Annotated in this window: 18 protein-coding genes; 2 read left to right on the top strand and 16 right to left on the bottom strand. The window is 37.0% G+C overall.

Translation table 11 applies throughout. The annotated features are described in order from the left end of the window. Positions 1–8: 8 nt before the first annotated feature. The 11 genes from ACE199_RS11500 to ACE199_RS11550 all read right to left on the bottom strand — a co-directional run bounded on the left by ACE199_RS11500 (position 9) and on the right by ACE199_RS11550 (position 11,603). Entirely contained in the window at positions 9–1,118 is a 1,110-nt protein-coding gene (locus tag ACE199_RS11500) for a cysteine protease StiP family protein (protein ID WP_375349904.1), read from the bottom strand. 20 nt (positions 1,119–1,138) lie between these two features. Further along, the gene (locus ACE199_RS11505) at positions 1,139–2,518 is read right to left on the bottom strand and encodes a phosphoribosyltransferase family protein (RefSeq protein ID WP_375349906.1); all 1,380 of its coding nucleotides are present in this window, start codon (positions 2,516–2,518) and stop codon (positions 1,139–1,141) included. Beyond that, on the bottom strand, positions 2,512–3,699 hold the full coding sequence (locus ACE199_RS11510) for an HpcH/HpaI aldolase/citrate lyase family protein (protein ID WP_375349908.1): 1,188 nt from the start codon (positions 3,697–3,699) through the stop codon (positions 2,512–2,514). Before ACE199_RS11510 ends, ACE199_RS11505 begins: the two co-directional genes overlap by 7 nt. Before the next feature lie 59 nt (positions 3,700–3,758). Further along, a complete protein-coding gene (locus ACE199_RS11515; RefSeq protein ID WP_375349910.1) occupies positions 3,759–4,532 on the bottom strand; it encodes a TerC family protein in 774 nt (257 codons plus the stop codon). A gap of 61 nt (positions 4,533–4,593) precedes the next feature. After that, positions 4,594–5,172, bottom strand: a complete 579-nt coding sequence (locus ACE199_RS11520) for a TerD family protein (protein ID WP_375349912.1) — start codon at positions 5,170–5,172, stop codon at positions 4,594–4,596. 86 nt (positions 5,173–5,258) lie between these two features. After that, positions 5,259–5,843: a TerD family protein gene (locus ACE199_RS11525; RefSeq protein WP_127759060.1), complete on the bottom strand. Its 585-nt coding sequence runs from the start codon at positions 5,841–5,843 to the stop codon at positions 5,259–5,261. 77 nt (positions 5,844–5,920) lie between these two features. Then, positions 5,921–6,538: a TerD family protein gene (locus ACE199_RS11530; RefSeq protein ID WP_375349914.1), complete on the bottom strand. Its 618-nt coding sequence runs from the start codon at positions 6,536–6,538 to the stop codon at positions 5,921–5,923. A 386-nt stretch (positions 6,539–6,924) separates the two neighbouring features. Further along, entirely contained in the window at positions 6,925–8,247 is a 1,323-nt protein-coding gene (locus ACE199_RS11535) for a sensor histidine kinase (protein WP_375349916.1), read from the bottom strand. Between the two features lie 279 nt (positions 8,248–8,526). Then, positions 8,527–9,828 carry an ammonium transporter gene (locus ACE199_RS11540; RefSeq protein ID WP_375349918.1) on the bottom strand — a complete coding sequence of 434 codons (1,302 nt, stop codon included), beginning with the start codon at positions 9,826–9,828 and terminating at the stop codon, positions 8,527–8,529. A gap of 2 nt (positions 9,829–9,830) precedes the next feature. After that, positions 9,831–10,238 carry a hypothetical protein gene (locus ACE199_RS11545; RefSeq protein WP_375349920.1) on the bottom strand — a complete coding sequence of 136 codons (408 nt, stop codon included), beginning with the start codon at positions 10,236–10,238 and terminating at the stop codon, positions 9,831–9,833. A 177-nt stretch (positions 10,239–10,415) separates the two neighbouring features. Continuing rightward, positions 10,416–11,603 (bottom strand): M14 family metallopeptidase, encoded by a 1,188-nt coding sequence (locus tag ACE199_RS11550; RefSeq protein ID WP_375349921.1) that lies wholly within the window; start codon positions 11,601–11,603, stop codon positions 10,416–10,418. Positions 11,604–11,865: 262 nt separating this feature from the next. On the opposite strand from ACE199_RS11550, the gene ACE199_RS11555 reads away from it, so the two are divergent. Beyond that, on the top strand, positions 11,866–12,561 hold the full coding sequence (locus tag ACE199_RS11555) for a hypothetical protein (RefSeq protein ID WP_375349923.1): 696 nt from the start codon (positions 11,866–11,868) through the stop codon (positions 12,559–12,561). A 132-nt stretch (positions 12,562–12,693) separates the two neighbouring features. On the opposite strand, the gene ACE199_RS11560 is transcribed toward ACE199_RS11555, so the two are convergent. The 5 genes from ACE199_RS11560 to ACE199_RS11580 all read right to left on the bottom strand — a co-directional run bounded on the left by ACE199_RS11560 (position 12,694) and on the right by ACE199_RS11580 (position 16,294). Further along, positions 12,694–12,852 (bottom strand): hypothetical protein, encoded by a 159-nt coding sequence (locus ACE199_RS11560; protein ID WP_375349925.1) that lies wholly within the window; start codon positions 12,850–12,852, stop codon positions 12,694–12,696. Between the two features lie 135 nt (positions 12,853–12,987). Next, on the bottom strand, positions 12,988–13,512 hold the full coding sequence (locus ACE199_RS11565) for a hypothetical protein (RefSeq protein ID WP_375349926.1): 525 nt from the start codon (positions 13,510–13,512) through the stop codon (positions 12,988–12,990). A 12-nt stretch (positions 13,513–13,524) separates the two neighbouring features. Beyond that, entirely contained in the window at positions 13,525–14,994 is a 1,470-nt protein-coding gene (locus ACE199_RS11570; protein ID WP_375349928.1) for an FAD-binding oxidoreductase, read from the bottom strand. A gap of 170 nt (positions 14,995–15,164) precedes the next feature. Continuing rightward, the gene (locus ACE199_RS11575; RefSeq protein ID WP_252292932.1) at positions 15,165–15,611 is read right to left on the bottom strand and encodes a DUF6376 family protein; all 447 of its coding nucleotides are present in this window, start codon (positions 15,609–15,611) and stop codon (positions 15,165–15,167) included. A 35-nt stretch (positions 15,612–15,646) separates the two neighbouring features. Beyond that, the gene (locus tag ACE199_RS11580; RefSeq protein WP_375349930.1) at positions 15,647–16,294 is read right to left on the bottom strand and encodes a serine/threonine-protein kinase; all 648 of its coding nucleotides are present in this window, start codon (positions 16,292–16,294) and stop codon (positions 15,647–15,649) included. Positions 16,295–16,825: 531 nt separating this feature from the next. Between ACE199_RS11580 and proC the strand changes: the two genes are divergently transcribed. Next, complete coding sequence (gene proC / locus ACE199_RS11585; protein ID WP_375349932.1) at positions 16,826–17,680, top strand: pyrroline-5-carboxylate reductase; 855 nt, start codon at positions 16,826–16,828, stop codon at positions 17,678–17,680. The last annotated feature ends 30 nt before the right edge of the window (positions 17,681–17,710 follow it).

The following is a 17,710-nucleotide window of genomic DNA, read 5'->3' on the forward strand; positions in this document are numbered from 1 at the left end:
ATATCTCCTTATAATTCTTTAATAATGCCACAGCAAGAATATGACATGTCTGCAAATTCTTCTACCTGAACATTTTTATCTTTGGCTAACAATAAAATATGCGTTAAATCATTCGAATAATAAGGGTTGATAAGAATTTTCCAAGGCACTCTCCGAAGCAGCACCCTTGTCGTTTCTCCTACCCCCGGCTTTACGAAATTCGAATTCTTGATAGAGAATATTTCTTGAATACGTTCCACAGACTGAGCACCTTTCCAAGATGGTGTTTGGTCTTCATTCGCTAATTCTACTAACCTTTGTTGAATATCTTCTATTACATGAGCAAATTCCGCAGCAATACAATCTACATATAAGTTGGACACATCCACATCTTTCAGTTCTTGATAAAACTTCGCTCCATGAAAATCTCCTTTTTCCATAAACGACTCATTCCATACCGTTCGGCTGACAAGTCCTGATACAGTAGAATTTAAACAAGCCGAAGGGATTAAGAAATCCTCTCTTGTTCCGTATATATCGACGCAATGCCCAGGATCAGCCAACACAGCAAGACTAGCATTCAATTGGTTCGAATGTGCAGCATTATACTTCTGACATGCACCCTTCAATTCTTTTGTAATGGCCCCTTTTCCCGTCCAGCCATCTATAAATTGAATATCAGCTGCTGCATGATGAGCAAATATATAATCAATCGCTGTCTCATCAATCCCTCTCCCTCTAATAATCGAAATCGAGTAATGAGGAATCTCTACTTGATGGATAGCTTTGAAATAGCGTTTCACTAATACGCCAATAGGTGTCCCTGCTCTTGCTAAACTGACTAAAACTAAATTGTTCAATCCACGTTTTTCTTTAATTTGTTCTGCTACAACTCCAATGGCTATCGCAATCCGTTTCGAATAGTGATTCAATGTACGATGGAATAAGGAAATATACTGCTCATCCGGCTGGTACTCCATTGGCAGCATTTCAGAATAATGGGTGCCGGATTGAATAAGCGCCTCCCTTTCTTCTGTTTTTATCTCTAACTGATACTTACTAATATCTCGCAATAAAAAAACAACATCGTCTACACTATAACTCCCTATTCGATTCGGTCGAACTCCCGCTTGTACCATTCGCTTCCCTCCTTAAGCAATTACGAGCAGATGTCTGTCATCATTACCACTGTAATCGTAGTAATATTCGTTCGTTTAAGCTCTTCTACCAAGCTTCGTATATCGTCTTCGGAATGCATGCGTTCGACTAAAATGATGAGCTCATCATATTGATTTTGTTTAATATTGTATAGAAAATTCGTTGTTCCTGTATTTTCTGGACTATCAAATGTGAATTTCTGTTGAATGGTATATGATTCTATATCCCTCTGATAAATCGGACTGCGGGTTGTAGATTGAAAAAACACATCTTCCCCTAACTGAGCAGCTATTTTCATAGGAACATACATAAATTCTCCCGTGCCAATAACTAACGTGCGGCTCCCTTTCCGCTGTTTTTTCACGTATTCTGCAACGGCTTTTAACTCGTTTGAATAGAGAGATTCCTCCGCTCTCGTCAATCCGAATCTTCCTGTCGCCAATAAATAAGGGGAACGATTAACTGTTCCATCAGTGGAAATAGATGTTATTCCTTTTATCTCACTCGTTTTTACATCGTTATCAGAAGAGAGGAAGGAAGCGGTTGGTTCAAGATATGAAGAATGAATGGACTGATTCTCTTTACTTAAAACCGGTTCTCCAGAGACTGTAATCATTCCATCTAATAAAGCCACGGTATGAATCGTAATATTCAACTCTTCTTCTAATTGCTCATATCTTTCTCGATGCTCCTGTGATCTCCAATCTAAAATAGACACAACAGTAAATCGTGTTTTCTGAGGATACTGCTCTTTCATTGTTCGAATAATATTAATAGCTGTTTTTCCTGTCGTAATTTCATCATCAACGAGTACGACTTCACTATCATCATCAAAAAAGGTGGAATCCGAGGCATACACCCTATGACTCGTTGCATGTGAATGTTCTTCCTCAAAATTAATAACAGACGTTAATTCTTGAATCTGTTCTCTTGTCGTATGAATATACTTTGCCTGTTCTCCAAATGCGCTAAATACCGCATGACCTAAAGCTGTTGCAGTTTCAGCAAATCCCATCACGGTAAGCGGCTGATCTAACAAAATAGGCTGACGTTCAATATCTGCTAGTACTTCTGAAAGACGGCTTTTGGTCTGCAGAGCATGAACAACTGATTGCATGCGCGGATCCTTCACCCCATGCACAAGTTCTACATAGCGCATGGCGAGCAGCTTCCCTACCACTAATGGAATATTAGGACCCACCGCTAAATGTTTACCTAATACTTTGCTAACAAATAGAAAGCTTCTCCGTTTATTAATCCGCGTTGCCATTTGAAACAATTGAGATAATTCAAATTGATATGGATTTTGCAATACATTCACTTCAACCGTTAAACCATCCATAATATGATATACTTCTTTAGAAGCGATCGTTTCTACCATTTCTTTGCTCCTTCATTAAATTGTTTTTCTTCTTCCATTAAATGAGTAAACGTTTGGCCTTTGTTATATACACCAAATACTTTTGCTTGTAGCAAAATTCGTTTCGCCCAAGAAAAGTGCGGTTTCATTTCATTCATTTTATTAGCGTACTCACTTTTTACGACTCCTACTTGACCATCGTTATAATCTAGTATGCTGGTTGCATCAAGATAATCCTCATGACTAACAACATATAATGAATGAACTGGCTTAATATGTGTCGGATGAATGACCGTTTTACCAACAAAACCATTCAATTGATCCAGCATCACTTCATTCATTAAGCCATCTAGATACGGATTACTGCTTTGATTATTAGAAAAGAACTCCCACACTGGGCCTGAAAGAACGAATCCGCTGCCATTTCGATTAAATAGATTCATAATATCTGTTAAACAATCGCGAATGACTAGAACATCATAAATGCTTGTATTTACCTTTCTTCTAATACCGTATAATCCGCAAAAATCTGTGGCTCCAATTCGAATATTTAATATATAAGCTTGATAAGCTTCTAATAGCTCTTTAATTTTGTTTAGCGTTGAGATTCTCGTTTCTTTATACACAATGTCTGCTGTCTCTAACACTGGCATACCATACAAAACAATATCTTCTGAATTATTGTTCTTTAAAATCTCTAAATAGTCTTTCCCAGCTTCATACGAAAACTTCGGAAATACATATCCCGTCAATACACGCTGAAGCCGTCCTAATTGTTGCGTCATCCTCTTCATTTGCTGCGGGCTTCTCACTCGAATAAAAATAAGAGGCAACTCTTCTACCAATACTTTTTGTTCTTCTACAGCTCGATTAATGTTTGAAATATGCTGAATAAGCATTTGCTCCGCTTCCTCTAGTCGACTATCACCAACAGCATCTTCTAAATCAATGACGACAGAAGTAAGCTCCCTATACTTCTTTGTCACTAGCTCATCTGCAATGCTCTCTCTAAGAGCCGGCATATACAAAGTAGCACCTAGCGCATAAGCTAGCATTTCCCGTTCTGTATATTTAGTAAAGGGCTCCGGTTCTTTATAAAAGATTTCTATTTTTCTTTTGGCCGATTCAACCTCAAAATGTTTCACAATGAAATCTACTTCCTTCCTATATAAAAGGATGGCTACTGCTGAAACAGTAGCCATCTAGAAATATTCATCCCACACTTAACGGGCAATAATTTCCCATTAATGGAAGTCTTCCTTTATTCTTCTTTTGAAACAGCCGTTTCTTCTTTTACTACTCCAGCATTTTTTTTATGAATGATAATCGTAATAGCAAATGCTAGAACAATAATGGCAAAAAACACTTCATGCGGCAAATGGAAGCCAAACACGCTTGCCATCATTTTAGCAGCAATAATTCCGATCAAAATGAACGCTGTATTCTCCAGCTCAGGAATTTTATCAATTAATACTAAGAAGAATCTAGCTACTGTACGCATTAATAAAATACCAATCATTCCACCGAGAAGAAGAACCCATACTTGATCCGAAATAGCAAATGCAGCTAGAATGGAGTCTGCAGAAAAAGCAATATCCATCATTTCTACCATAATAACAGTTGCCCAAAATACGCCGAACGTACGAACTAACCAACTATTTTTATTAAACTCTTTTGCCTCACCATCGTCATTTCCTTTTTTGCGGAAATGACTATAACAAATCCAGCCTAAATATGCAGCACCTAATACTTTAATGAACCAAAACTTAACGAGATAGACGCCAATACCGATGAATAAGAATCTAAAGAAGTATGCACCAATTAGTCCATACATCAATGCTTTTTTTCTTTGTTTTTCAGGAAGATGCTTGACCATAACCGCTAGTACAAGAGCATTATCAGCAGAAAGTAACCCTTCCATAATGATCAATGTCCCAATTAATCCCCATGAAACAGGATCAGTTAAAACTTCTGCCCACATTCCCCAATCAAAAAACAAAGCATATGTGCTTAAAATCTGATTAATAATGTCCAAAAGAAATATAACCTCCGTAAAAAAATAAAATGGGATTACTCCCTATATAAATTAAGAATACTTATGCATCTAATCCGTATGCATTTACTAATGCTTGCAATCCGCCTTGGTAACCAGCACCAACTGCACTAAACTTCCACTCACCTTTGTTTCTATAAATCTCACAAAATACAACAGCTGTTTCAATGCTAAAATCTTCGCCTAAATCGAAGCGAAGCACTTCCTCGTTTGTGTCTTCATTCACAAGTCTAACAAATGCATTAGACACTTGCCCAAAGTTTTGCGAACGAACCTCTGCCTCATGAATCGTAACCGCAATCGCTACTTTCTCTACATCATTCGGCACTTTCGCCAAATCAATCTTCAGCTGCTCGTCGTCTCCATCGCCTTCACCTGTTCTATTATCACCTGTATGAATGACAGAACCATCCGGACTTTGTAAATTGTTGTAGAAAATAAAGTCATATTCATTGCGGCACTTTCCTGCTGCATTTAATAAAAAAGCCGAAGCATCAAGGTCGTATGCTTGACCTCCATCAAACTGTTTAACATCCCAGCCTAAGCCAATCACGATATTTTGTAATGTTGGATCGTTTTTTGTTAAATCAATTCGCTGACCTTTACTTAACTGAATAGCCATGATTTATACTCTCCTATCTGATAATATAGTCTTGAAAAATCACAACTAAGGAACAATGAGTGCGATGCTCATTGTTCCTCTATTCATTACCCTACCTGTAATCCAAAATCATTACATAGAGAAGCTAAACCGCCTTGGTAGCCTGAGCCGATTGCATTGAATTTCCATTCGCCGTTATGACGGTATAATTCTCCGACAACGATAGCTGTTTCAATGCTGAAATCTTCTCCAAGATCATAGCGAATAAGTTCTTCATTTGTATCTTCATTTACAATACGAATGAACGCATTTGATACCATACCGAAGTTTTGATTACGAGCTTCTGCATCATGAATCGTAACAGTGAAAGCAATTTTCTCGATATGAGCTGGAACATCTTTAATCGCTACCTTCACTTGCTCATCGTCACCTTCACCTGCTCCAGTTAAGTTATCTCCCGCATGAACAACTGATCCATTTCCACCTGTTGTATTATTATAGAATACAAAATCTTCTGGGCCTTTCACTTTACCAGTTGCATCCAATAAGAAGATAGAAGTATCTAAATCGAAATCTTGTCCGCCATCATATTTATTTGTATCCCACCCTAAACCAACTAGAACTTTAGAGATACCAGGGTTTGATTTTGTTAAATCAACTTTTTGACCTTTTTGTAAAGAAACTACTGCCATATTAAATGACCTCCTAAATGTTAATAATATTGAAAGACAATTTTATTCTACCCTTAAGTTGTGATAGATTTATGTAATTAAGTATATCGCGCGACAACTTCTGACAGATTACGGTCTTTTGTCCCGTCACCAATCGCATTAAACTTCCATTCACCATTATGGCGATAAATTTCACCCGTCACTAAAGTCGTTAACCCGCCATAGTTATCCGTTAAGTTAAAGCGAGTTAATTCCTGTTGCGTTTGTGGATTAACAATGCGAATAAAAGCGTTTTGAATCATGCCAAAATCTTGTTTTCTTCCTTCGCAATCATAAATATTCACGACAAAAACAAGCTTATTATAGCGTTCTGGAACAGATTTCAAGTCAATCATAATGACTTCATCATCTCCGCTGCCGTCGCCTGTAAGATTATCTCCAGAATGACGAACAGAGCCGCAGCTGCTTGTTTTATTCCCGAAATAAACTAAATCTCCTTTATTTACGATTCGGTCATTTTGCAGCAAAATAACAGACGCGTCACAATCGATATTCACTGTTTTTGCACCGCCTCCAAAAAGCCCGCCAAACAGACCCCCACCTTTAGGAGAAGATTGATTCACAGGGTCCCAGCCTAAACCAACCATAATTTGATTTAAACCAGCATTTCCTTTAGTTAAATCAATACGTTGACCCTTTTGTAGATTAATACTCACTAGCCACTCAACTCCTTACATATTTAGGATGCGCAACCATTCACGCTAGCGTGAACTCGGAACAATCATAACATCCAATTCATAGGCCTGCAACGAAAAGCACTTATAAAATTACATTTCTAAAAATACTTTTCCAATCCTCTATTTCCTAATTCATTAACCTATTTCATCGAAAAATTCATGCTGCCTTGCATCTTCATAACTATATACGGGGGTTAAAAAAAAAGGTTTCAAAAATTTTTCTTTTTTTACGAAAGGTCTTGCTCAACAACGTCCTATAACAGAGCCTTATCAAAAAAGCACCTCACAATGAAAGAATTTTGACACAATCAAAACTTTCTCATTGCGAGGTGCTTTTATTCCCTGTGTTATATGATACTCTAACTTTAACTCGACTCACCATTTCTAGGAATCGGAATTCTAAGTGTAACAGTTGTTTCATTTATATTAGACTGAATAGAAATATCCCCACGATATTCAGTTACTAATTCTTTCACGATAAATAATCCTTGCCCTCTTACTTTTCCCTCTTGTACCTTTTTCGTCGAAAAACCGCTTTTAAAAATCTTCTCTCGATTTTTATCCGTAATCATCGGTCCTGTGTTACTTACTTCAAATACATATTTAGAGTCACATACTTTACACGCAACATGCATAAATCGTTCATTCTCAGGAAGCTCACTTGTTGCTTCAATCGCATTATCAATCACATTGGATAACAATTTAATTAAATCCGTTGTTTTAATCCTATCAAATGAGTCATCTGCTATCTCAAATTCCGTCTCGATATTATAATTTTGGGCAGCTAGTCTCTTCACTTCCAAAAGCACAGATAATCCAGGATTATTCACATTTAGATTCATAGAAGTAATCGAGTGAATTTCTTTAGCAAGAGCACTTATATAATCTAATGCCTTTTCAGATTCTCCTAACTTAAGAAGGCCATGGATAACTTGAACATGGTTGGAAAAATCATGCCGTAAAGAACGTACAGAAGCAAGTAATGATTGAAATTCCCAATGATACGTCTCCTCTGTATCTCCTACTTTTGTTTGTACTTCATTTTGATACCATCGATGCATAATTAAAAACGCGATAAGCAGTATAACGACAAACAATCCATTAAAAACGAAGATTGACACGCTGCTTTTTATAACTTTACCGCTAATATTATTGATTTCATCCGCACTAATATCGATGGCTAAGTAACCAATAATTTTATCTTTGTCATCCTTTATTGGAGCTCCAACCGTTAAATACTCCCCATATTCAGGATCTTCTAAAATGCTCGTATAAAACGTACGTCCTTCATAAGCCATTTTAACCTGCTTTTCCGGGACTGTGCACACTCCCCCAATCGGAAACTCTAGGTTATTAGGCATCGCCGCAATCATAACTCTAGATATTTTAGGATTATCAATATCGAGTGTATATACATGCAAAGCTCCCGTTTTCTTTCTGGCATCATCTAAATAATGTTTGATTTCCGAATACTCCTGTTTTTTTACCGGATTTTCAAGAAAACGCTTATATGTATCTACATCTAAATGATCGGCTATAGATTTCGCCACTTCCAACATTTGGTTAGCACTGGATTTTTCAGCTGACTTTTTAATACTTAATATCGAAGTAAACATATTCAGCATGATGAATAATAACAATAAAAGGATAGAATATACAATTATCGATTTCAGTTTTGCACTTTTCATAGAAATAGTTCTACCTCACCTCTATCAACCATCTGATAGTTAACCTTACCTTTTCATTCAGTTTACTATATTTAAGAATACAGCAACATCCTTTTCCGAAAAAATGACACTGCTACATCAATCGCTTTTCTAATAAAACTTTCCTGTTTATTATAATCGTTTATTTCAGATAAGTATATATCCTACTTATCCTATATGTAAAATAAATTTATAACAAAAAACAGCCCCCTAATGATTAACAGATATCAAACTATCAATCATTAGAGGCTCATTCAAGTATCATTTATATCTCTCATTCAAATCTTGCTTCTCTTTTACATCAACTCGATAAGAATAATCTTCTATTCGAATAAACTCATTAGCTGCATGTGTCGCGCGTATACCATGGTAACTAATATCCAATCCTACCTCTTCCTCTTCATCTGTAGAGCGAATCGGAATCCAAATATTAATGGTTTTAAAAGCAATCCATGTTAATAAAAATCCCCAAGTACACAACACTGTTAGTCCTAGAATTTGAACCCCTAATAAGTGCCAACTACCATCTGTAAAAAGTCCGCCTTCAGTAGCAAATAGACCTACCGCTATCGTGCCCCAAATCCCTGATACTGCATGTACAGGAAATGCACCTACAGGGTCATCAATCCCTCTTGCTTCTAACCAATTCGTTGCAGCCATCATAAATAACCCCGAAACAGCACCGATGATAATAGCTGCATAATCATTTACAAAGGCACATCCAGCCGTTATTCCGACCAAACCGGCTAAAGAGCCATTAATAACAGATGGTGCATCTGAACGTCCATAACGAAATAATGTATAAAGAAGAGTGACAGCTCCTCCTGATGCAGCAGAGAGCATCGTCACAATAGCAATATGCCCAATACGTGCATCCGTAGCTTGTAATGTACTTCCAGCATTAAAACCAAACCATCCGAACCATAATAAAAATGCGCCGACCGATACTAATGGTAGATTACTAGGTAAAGCAATAGAACTAGAACCAAACTCAGAGAATTTTCCTTTTCGCGGACCGATTAGGATTGCTGCTGCCAATGCAGCAAAACCACCTAGCGCATGGATGACCGCAGAGCCGGCAAAATCCTGCATTCCTAACTCACTTAACCAGCCTCCCCCCCAAACCCAATGACCAGCAATCGGATAAATAAAGGCCGTCATGAGAACGACATATAAAAGGTAGGCCCGGAAATTAATTCTTTCTGCAACAGCTCCTGATACAATAGAAATTACCGCAATAACAAAAGCTCCCTGAAATAGCCAAAATGCATCTATTGAAATATTCAAATCTAAATGTGATAAATCTCCTTTTAATAAAAAGCCGCTCGTTCCCACAATACCTAAAAAATTAGCCCCGTACATCAAACCAAAACCAATTAAAAAATAGCAAAGTGTACCAATCGTAATATCAGCGAACACTTTCATAATAATATTCACGCTATTCTTGGATCGAACAAAGCCTGCCTCTAGTAGAGCAAAGCCCCCCTCCATCAACAGAATCATCGCTGCTGTTAACACTACCCAAATTGTGTCTAAACCTGAACTCAAGGTTTCCAGTGTCATCTCTAGTTGCCCTCCTTTTCTTGCCACTTCCTTATTTCTTCTATCAAACTAGGCGATAAGACTATTTCCCGTTTATTCGGTTCTGCTTCCAATAAAGAAAGAATGCTATTTAATGTAATAATGTTCTGCTTAATCATTTCAATCTCATTAAATCGTTCTTTTACATTCACTAAGTATTCAACTGCTTGATGATGGCCAGGCGGACGTCCAGTAAAAATCTTTCGAAACGTGGATAAAGATTGATAATAAGCTTCTTCAATTCTTTTTTTCTTCTCAAACATATGGATTTTATATTTAAGCAAATCAATGTCTATTTCTTTTTTATTCTTGATCTCTTTTAAAATTCGAATTAATTCATCTGATGAAACCTCAAAAACAACAATATTATATAGCTCATCCAAAATTAACATGATTTTGTTACATCTCCTGACATTAGATGTTATATATAATATTATATGAATAACTTTAATTTGAGTCAATGCTTTAAATATTCTGATTTTAATCTAAGCAATTATATTATTGGAATCATTGTTAATCATTAGAAAAGCCCATCCGTTTGGATGAGCTTTTCTAGCATTGCAGGTGAATCACATATACAACCCTGCTAAAAATATTCCGAGTGATTCTTGATAAATTTCTTGAAACTGTGATAATGGAAGCGGATTCGTTCCCTGTCCTAATTCCACTGTAAACCCTGGTCTTCTCCAATCCTGGATAAACCAATCTTTATATCCAGCATAACTTTCGATTGTTTGAACAGGTTCATACCCGCTCACTCGACTAAACTCATTTACCATAACTTCCGATTCAGGAGGCTCCAAATTGTCAAACCCCCAGTAAATCACTTGACCTTGGGTATGGAACGCTAATACTCTGCTAAAATCTCTTCTCCTGGTCAAATCCGCCATCGCAACAGCTTCCGGTTCTGTAAGTGGTCTTTCACCAGAATAATCTCTCGGTCCTGGCTTATCAGGATTACGCGCCTTTTCCAATTCCCATTTGGCCGGAAATTGGTCATTTAAATCGACACCCCGAATATTCGCTTTCCATCCTGAAAAATCCATACTCCCTCTATTCCATTGTATAACATTGCTTCTATAAGGCTCTGTAGACGGTGGACCTTGTAAAACGAGGTTTACTCCATCAGGATTGACCATCGGAACAATCGATAATGTAGATTGCTGATATAAAGGCAGCATCTGTACACCACGTATCGTATTCATATTCGTTAACGCCAGCAAATAATCATTAATAAAAGTCATAATAACCGGTGTTGTGATCCATTCATTGGCATGAAACGCTCCATTATAATGCACTCGCTTATTGCCTTTTCCGACTAAAATTTCAGAGATATTTCTACCAAGTACCGAATTCCCAATGGAGGATGTTTGAATAAACGGATAAACGCTGGATAATCGCCTTATATCATCCCTCAATGTTTCATAAGAATAGTTTTGCTCTCCTCGTACAAGTCTCCAGGTAATACGCAGCGGCACCTTAATGATCTGACCGATGTTCAGCGCGTTCGGATTAATAGACGGGTTCACAAGGTATAGTGCATCTAATGAAAGATTTCGGTTCGTTGCAATACTCCATAAAGAATCACCTTGCTTTATCCGATAATTTACCGTAGTAAAGCCTGGAATCTTCACTCGTTGACCAATCGAAAGCATATTAGCTTGCGTTACATTGGAGTCTTGAATAAGACGAATAGGTATCTTGAACAATTGACTGTAATACCATAAGGAGTCACCCCGCCTTACAAAAACGTCCATATTGTACCTCCCAGTGTGCTTATTTTCCTCGAAGGTTGGCACCTATTCCAATATATGCCTAATTCCACTATACATGTCGAGATTGATATGATGACATGTTGTTTTAAATTCCCTCGCTCTGCTTAGACATCATAAAGCACCGTACTACCGCTAACTTCAACCCTCACTGACTACTTCTCATCAAATTCTAATAATTATCTCATATTCACTTAATAATTCTTGTCTATGATAGAACCATCAAATAGAAAAAGGAGAGTTAAGCATGAAAAATAAATGGAAGAAAATCCTCATTGGAACAGCTCTAATGGCTGGAGTGGGCGTAGCAGGAGGAGTAGCAGGAGTAGAATCAGCCAAGGAACAAACAGCATCTTCACAAGACTTCTTCGCCAATGTTCAATCTGTGGATGAAACAGGCAATTTAGTTAAAGTAAATGAAAACCAAGCCAACGTTCACAAAACAATCGAAGCCATTGCGAATGAAAGCACAACAATCGATGAGGTACAAATTGAACAAGTATCCTCTAACACTCGCGAAGTCCAAGGGAAGGTTGTTTCTTATAACAAAAATAGCATTAAAGTATCCTTTCCTTTCGGAGGAACTGCCACATACAAAATTAATAAAAACACAGAAATTGATGATGATTCGATTCGATTAAAAAAAGGCGTTCTCGTTGAGATGGAAGTATCAAACAAAACCGCCCGCGAAATCGAAACAGAACGAACTATTGAATATTCCGCTACCATTGTTTCCGATAGCAAAAAGAAAATGACCGTCAATTTTAAAGGAAAAAAGAAAACATTCCAAAAGACAAGTGGATACGTATTAGATCGTGATGGCTACCGCGGCAGTTTAAAAGGGATTCCAGTGGAGCTTAAATTGAACAGTAGCTTTAAACTAGTTAAGGCCGAAATCGATGATGATTTCGATGATTATGATGACGATGATCGCTTTGATTAATATCATCAATAGCATTATTATTGCCAGATTAAAAGTACCGGATATTCTAGGCTCGTGATTTCCATTGGAGTTTTATTCTTTCTAACCTATAAAGTGAGGCTGAACGAATGATCGTTCAGCCTCACTCCCATATTATTTACCTTCTTCAGTTTCTGTACCTTCATCAACATTTTGATTCTCTTCTGTATTTGTTTCGTCCGTTTCTTTATCAGAATTACTGCAACCCGTGGCAATGCCGACCAACATGAAAGATGCCATGAAAACTAATAACCATTGTTTCAAGTTTTTCATATTTCTCTTGCCTCCTCGATTGTCCTATTTGTTAATACAAGACTATCATACAAGATTTTTAGAATATTAGAATCAGCTTCCATGTTTCTTAACATATTTAACCATATCTTTATATTCACTTAATAGTTCTGTTTTTCATTTCATCATTTTGAAATCGAAACTTCTCACCACTTCCCATATTCCACACATGCATAAAATTGTCCCGAACACAGTCAGAAATATACTAGGAGAAACTACTTTCATAAATGAAAGTCCAATCATAATGACTCCAACTATTAAATAGTGATTGATAGCATGTACATGATACGATCGTTGTTTAGTATGCCATGCTCGAAAGTACCCTTGTAAAAAGCCTAATACAATTTGTGTCATAAGAGCCACATAAGGGAGATATTCAATTGGAAGCTTCCAATATCCAACGACTATATACACTACTCCCATGGCTACATAAACAGATGTGATAAAAGACCGTGGTTTCTCTCCTCTGGATTGAAAAAAACGATACCCCCATGCAGCAGCAAAAGAGAATGTGGCAAATAACCAAGCAAATAAGGTATAACTAAAAGACACTTCTTTCAACCAAACAATATAATAGGGAAAAATGACCACTTGTCCAACGGTCACAATAAGAGGAATATACCGTTCACTTTTATTCTGCATGTCTTCTCCTTCTTACTTCATGTAATGATCATAGAACAAATTTACAAACACTTCATTTGGATCTCGTTCTGCCTTCTGTTTCTTGAAGCTTTTCCAATTTGGATAAGATTCTTTAAACTGTTCCTTTGTTTGGTAAGGATAATAAGGCAAATAATAGGTACCGCCATATTGCAATGTTACATCCGTCCACTTCTGAATCATCGTTTTAGCATGAGCAATCTCTTTCTCTTTTAATCCATGCTGAATCAATACGACAAGACCTAACATATCTTCCTTTGCATAAGGGAGACTTGTCATGTTATCTTTCGCTGCATATCGCACTGTAATATTATGCACTTTAAAATCCTCATCTTGATCATTATGAGGAAGCAAGTCTTTCAGGCTCTGCATATACTCTTCATATGAATCAACTGGAATAAAAAACTCTTGTAAAACCTCCACTCTACCAGGCGTAGTAAATTCCATAAATGTAGATTCTGAACGCATAGCATTATTACGTGTAATCGTTTTACCATCAATTGAATTGATATACAGCCTTTGCGATTCCCAAAATAAATCCTCCAGCTTTCCCCCTTTTCTTCCTAAATCAAGAGCAAACTTACTGACTCGAACTCCTTCTTCTTCTTTGAGCGACGTTGTATTATCCTGTTTTTTTGTTTTGTTATAATCGATCACATACATTTCATCTAAAAATGTACCCGGTGCTACACTTATTCTTGCATAGTGCATCGCAATATTTTGATTTTCTAGCACTCTATGAAGATACGACTCATACTTTTTTGTCTCTATTTCCTCTGTGTGAATGGTGTATACTTCATTTTCCGTAAGTTTTAAAGTCACATCTAAAATGACTCCGAATAAACCATAGCCCCCTAATATGTATGTCATCCATTCTTCTGAATCATCACGTGTTAAATACTTTATTTCTCCTGTTGGAGTTAATACCGTCATTTCCCGAACCGTTTCAGCCATTGGACCAAAACGAATATCTCTCCCATGAGCATTAACAGATAATGAACCTCCAATTGTAAAAATCGATTGTGATTGTGTGACTTGTAACGCTAAACCATACGGAGTGACAGCTTCCTGAACATCTTCCCAACTAGCTCCACTCTCTACTCGAACTGTTTTAGCTTGCTTATTGATTTCTACTATACGATTGAACCCTCGCATATCAAGTACAATTCCGTCCTTGTAATATGTATGTCCACCTTGGGAATGCTGTAATCCAGCGATAGAAATATGCTTGCCCTTTTTATTAGCTTCTTGAACGATTCTCTGTAATTCATTTCGATTGTGGACATTCACAACTTTTTCAATTCGTTCAGGCAGCAGACCTGTATAGTCCGTAGCTAAACCACTTTGTGAAAACCCATATTTTCTTTTCTCAATTGGTATATTCCAAATGACAATTATAGCCATGGCAAACACTAGAATACCGAGAAACCATGGTTTTTTCATAAACTTCGTTATTCCCTTCATACGCCCTCCCTTTGTTTGTAAATTCCCATAAAAAATGTATCACAATTCGGTAAAGAAGGAGAGAGAATATAAAAAAAGGCATCAGGTAATGATTATGCCTGATAACCTCGTCGCACTTTTATCGAATGCGTTCAAACTTATTTGAAAAAAACAAATCATACATCTTACAATCAATTCGTTAATTTCTCAATTTGCTCCACCAAACTTGAAACTTCATTTACGGTTGTTAAAATTTCCGAGTTCTCTAGTATAGTGGGATCCAGCTGACCATTTTCAATATTTGTTAAATATAGGTCAATCCCTTCTTCTAGCTTTTCATTGGTGCTGACAATCTGAGCATGAAGATCTTCTGCAACAGCAGGGGCTTCGATATTATTAAACTCATTTATTTCTTCTTTCATAAGAGTAAGTTCTTCTTCTAGCTGTTGTCTCGCTTCTTCGCTTGCGACTGCATTGTTAGCTAGTTCTGGTACTTCATTCGCAAAATCTTGTGCCGTATTCATATATTCTGTCGTCGCATTCGCATACTCTAAAGAATCATTTACCTCTCCAAGCAGGGAACAACCACTTAGAAACACCATTCCCATCATTCCAAAAGCTAGTATCTTTTTTTTCATTCTCTTCTCTCCTTGTACACTAGAATAAGCCTTTCTCATCGCTGATAAAATTCGGAGCTTCTTGCACGATTGACTTTAAGAAGATTTTTCTTATACAGCGCTGCAATACTATTCAACATAAATTCAGGAATTTTCTTTGGAAAATACGGCTTTTTATAATAACAATAAAATGCATTTTTTAAATCTTCCCATTGAGTACAAACTTTCACTTGTCTAAATCGAGCCACATCAATAATTTTCACTTCTTTATCCGATGTGATAAAAATGTTGCGCAAATGAACATCAGACGGATTCAACCCCTCTTTTCTAGCTAACTGTAAAGCCCTATCGGTTTCTTTTATAACATCATCTGAGATTGGAGTCCCTTTTGTTAAACATTGAAATAGCGTATTCCCCTCTAAATAATCAATGACTAAATAATTAGAACCTGCTTCATAAAGAGTTGGAAAATAGGAGAGATGTTGAAGCTCCCTATAGATATTTGCCTCTTCCTCAGCAAGGTGAGCGTAAGTCGGAAAAAATATCTTCATTGCTTTATTCGTTTGTTCGATTCTAAATACATAAGCACTTCTGCCTTGTCCAATTAACGTTAATGATTTATCGTAATCCAGCAGCATATGTTTGTGGTCATTTGCCATTTTAACACTGACAGCTAACTCATGAAATAAAAGAATAATCGTCACCTCTCTCTATTCTTAGTTATATAAGAAAAGAAAAGGCGTTATAACCAATTTTCCCGGTTATAACGCCTTTACATAAAAAGACCCTACCAAGAAATCGGTAAGGTCTCGCAAACAACTATCATTAGTTGCCAATAAAACCGAGGATTCGCATCCCGTAATGACGATTTTATTGTATAGCTACTCCCCTTATACGGAAGAATATATTCAATTTTCTTATTAATTTCATTATAAATATTTTCTTTTTAAACGTCAAACGGAAGAAATTCCACTCCCCCTGCTTTCCCATTTACTATTACACAATTTGAAGAATGACAAGCCCTAATAATCTTCCAAATTTTATCCTGAGCAGTGATATTTTGGCTTGAGCCTTCATTTACCTTATTGAATAACCAGGATAAACGCTTATACTCACTAATTGGAGCATATACACATGACTTTCCTGATATCCCTTGATAATGATTTGATACATGTTAATATAAGGTCGTTGTTAAAAAATAAGAACAAAAACACGAACATTTTGGGAGGAATGGCATGTTTATTAACAAAAAAATTGCATTTTTAGGAGCCGGTTCGATGGCAGAAGCAATGATTTCAGGTATCATAAATGCTGAAAAAGTTCCGCCAAACCATATTTTTGTATCTAATCGAAGCAACGATAAACGGTTACAACAGCTCACAAAAACATATGGAATTAACGCCGTAACTCAAGATAAATTACCCTTTAAAGACATTGACTTAATCGTCCTCGCAATGAAACCAAAAGATGCAGCATCCGCTTTACAATCCGTCAAACATGTCGTTCAGCCAAACCATCTTATTCTGTCTGTGTTAGCCGGTATTACCACCTCATTTATAGAGCAGTATTTACCAGCAGGACAACAAGTCATCCGAGTTATGCCCAATACTTCCAGCATGATCGGAGAATCCGCTACTGCCATTTCTGCTGGAACACACACTACACAACAAAACGTAACACTCACGCAAAAATTACTTGAATGTATCGGAACCGTATATGTCATACCCGAAACACAAATGGACATTTTTACAGGTATTGCTGGCAGCGGTCCTGCTTACTTTTATTACTTAATAGAACATATGGAAAAGGAAGGAATAAAAGGCGGATTAGCTGAAGATATGACACGGCAAATCATTGCCCAGACTATAATCGGAGCAGCCAAAATGATTCAAGCACAAAGCGAAACACCAGCTGTTTTAAGAGAAAAGGTTACTTCGCCGAACGGTACGACAGCCGCAGGATTAGCTGCGCTTGAACAATACGGTGGCGGTACAGCTATTTCTCAAGCCATTAAGCAAGCTGCTAATCGCTCTAGAGAAATTAGTACACAATTCAAAGTAAATGCTAGTAACTTTTCAACGATACAATAGATTGAATATTCAAAAAATAGGAGGGATTAG

Source organism: Peribacillus sp. Hz7 (genome assembly GCF_042136355.1).
GTDB classification, from domain to species: domain Bacteria; phylum Bacillota; class Bacilli; order Bacillales; family DSM-1321; genus Peribacillus; species Peribacillus asahii_A.

What these genes read in the sequence shown, in the direction of transcription:
- ACE199_RS11505 (WP_375349906.1), bottom strand. Translation starts at nt 2,518, where the DNA reads ATGGTAGAAACGATCGCTTCTAAAGAAGTATATCATATTATGGATGGT.
- ACE199_RS11570 (WP_375349928.1), bottom strand. Translation starts at nt 14,994, where the DNA reads ATGAAGGGAATAACGAAGTTTATGAAAAAACCATGGTTTCTCGGTATT.
- ACE199_RS11545 (WP_375349920.1), bottom strand. Translation starts at nt 10,238, where the DNA reads ATGTTAATTTTGGATGAGCTATATAATATTGTTGTTTTTGAGGTTTCA.
- ACE199_RS11565 (WP_375349926.1), bottom strand. Translation starts at nt 13,512, where the DNA reads ATGCAGAATAAAAGTGAACGGTATATTCCTCTTATTGTGACCGTTGGA.
- ACE199_RS11535 (WP_375349916.1), bottom strand. Translation starts at nt 8,247, where the DNA reads ATGAAAAGTGCAAAACTGAAATCGATAATTGTATATTCTATCCTTTTA.
- ACE199_RS11560 (WP_375349925.1), bottom strand. Translation starts at nt 12,852, where the DNA reads ATGAAAAACTTGAAACAATGGTTATTAGTTTTCATGGCATCTTTCATG.
- ACE199_RS11540 (WP_375349918.1), bottom strand. Translation starts at nt 9,828, where the DNA reads ATGACACTGGAAACCTTGAGTTCAGGTTTAGACACAATTTGGGTAGTG.
- ACE199_RS11510 (WP_375349908.1), bottom strand. Translation starts at nt 3,699, where the DNA reads ATGGCTACTGTTTCAGCAGTAGCCATCCTTTTATATAGGAAGGAAGTA.
- proC (WP_375349932.1), top strand. Translation starts at nt 16,826, where the DNA reads ATGTTTATTAACAAAAAAATTGCATTTTTAGGAGCCGGTTCGATGGCA.
- ACE199_RS11500 (WP_375349904.1), bottom strand. Translation starts at nt 1,118, where the DNA reads ATGGTACAAGCGGGAGTTCGACCGAATCGAATAGGGAGTTATAGTGTA.
- ACE199_RS11575 (WP_252292932.1), bottom strand. Translation starts at nt 15,611, where the DNA reads ATGAAAAAAAAGATACTAGCTTTTGGAATGATGGGAATGGTGTTTCTA.
- ACE199_RS11520 (WP_375349912.1), bottom strand. Translation starts at nt 5,172, where the DNA reads ATGGCTATTCAGTTAAGTAAAGGTCAGCGAATTGATTTAACAAAAAAC.
- ACE199_RS11555 (WP_375349923.1), top strand. Translation starts at nt 11,866, where the DNA reads ATGAAAAATAAATGGAAGAAAATCCTCATTGGAACAGCTCTAATGGCT.
- ACE199_RS11550 (WP_375349921.1), bottom strand. Translation starts at nt 11,603, where the DNA reads ATGGACGTTTTTGTAAGGCGGGGTGACTCCTTATGGTATTACAGTCAA.
- ACE199_RS11525 (WP_127759060.1), bottom strand. Translation starts at nt 5,843, where the DNA reads ATGGCAGTAGTTTCTTTACAAAAAGGTCAAAAAGTTGATTTAACAAAA.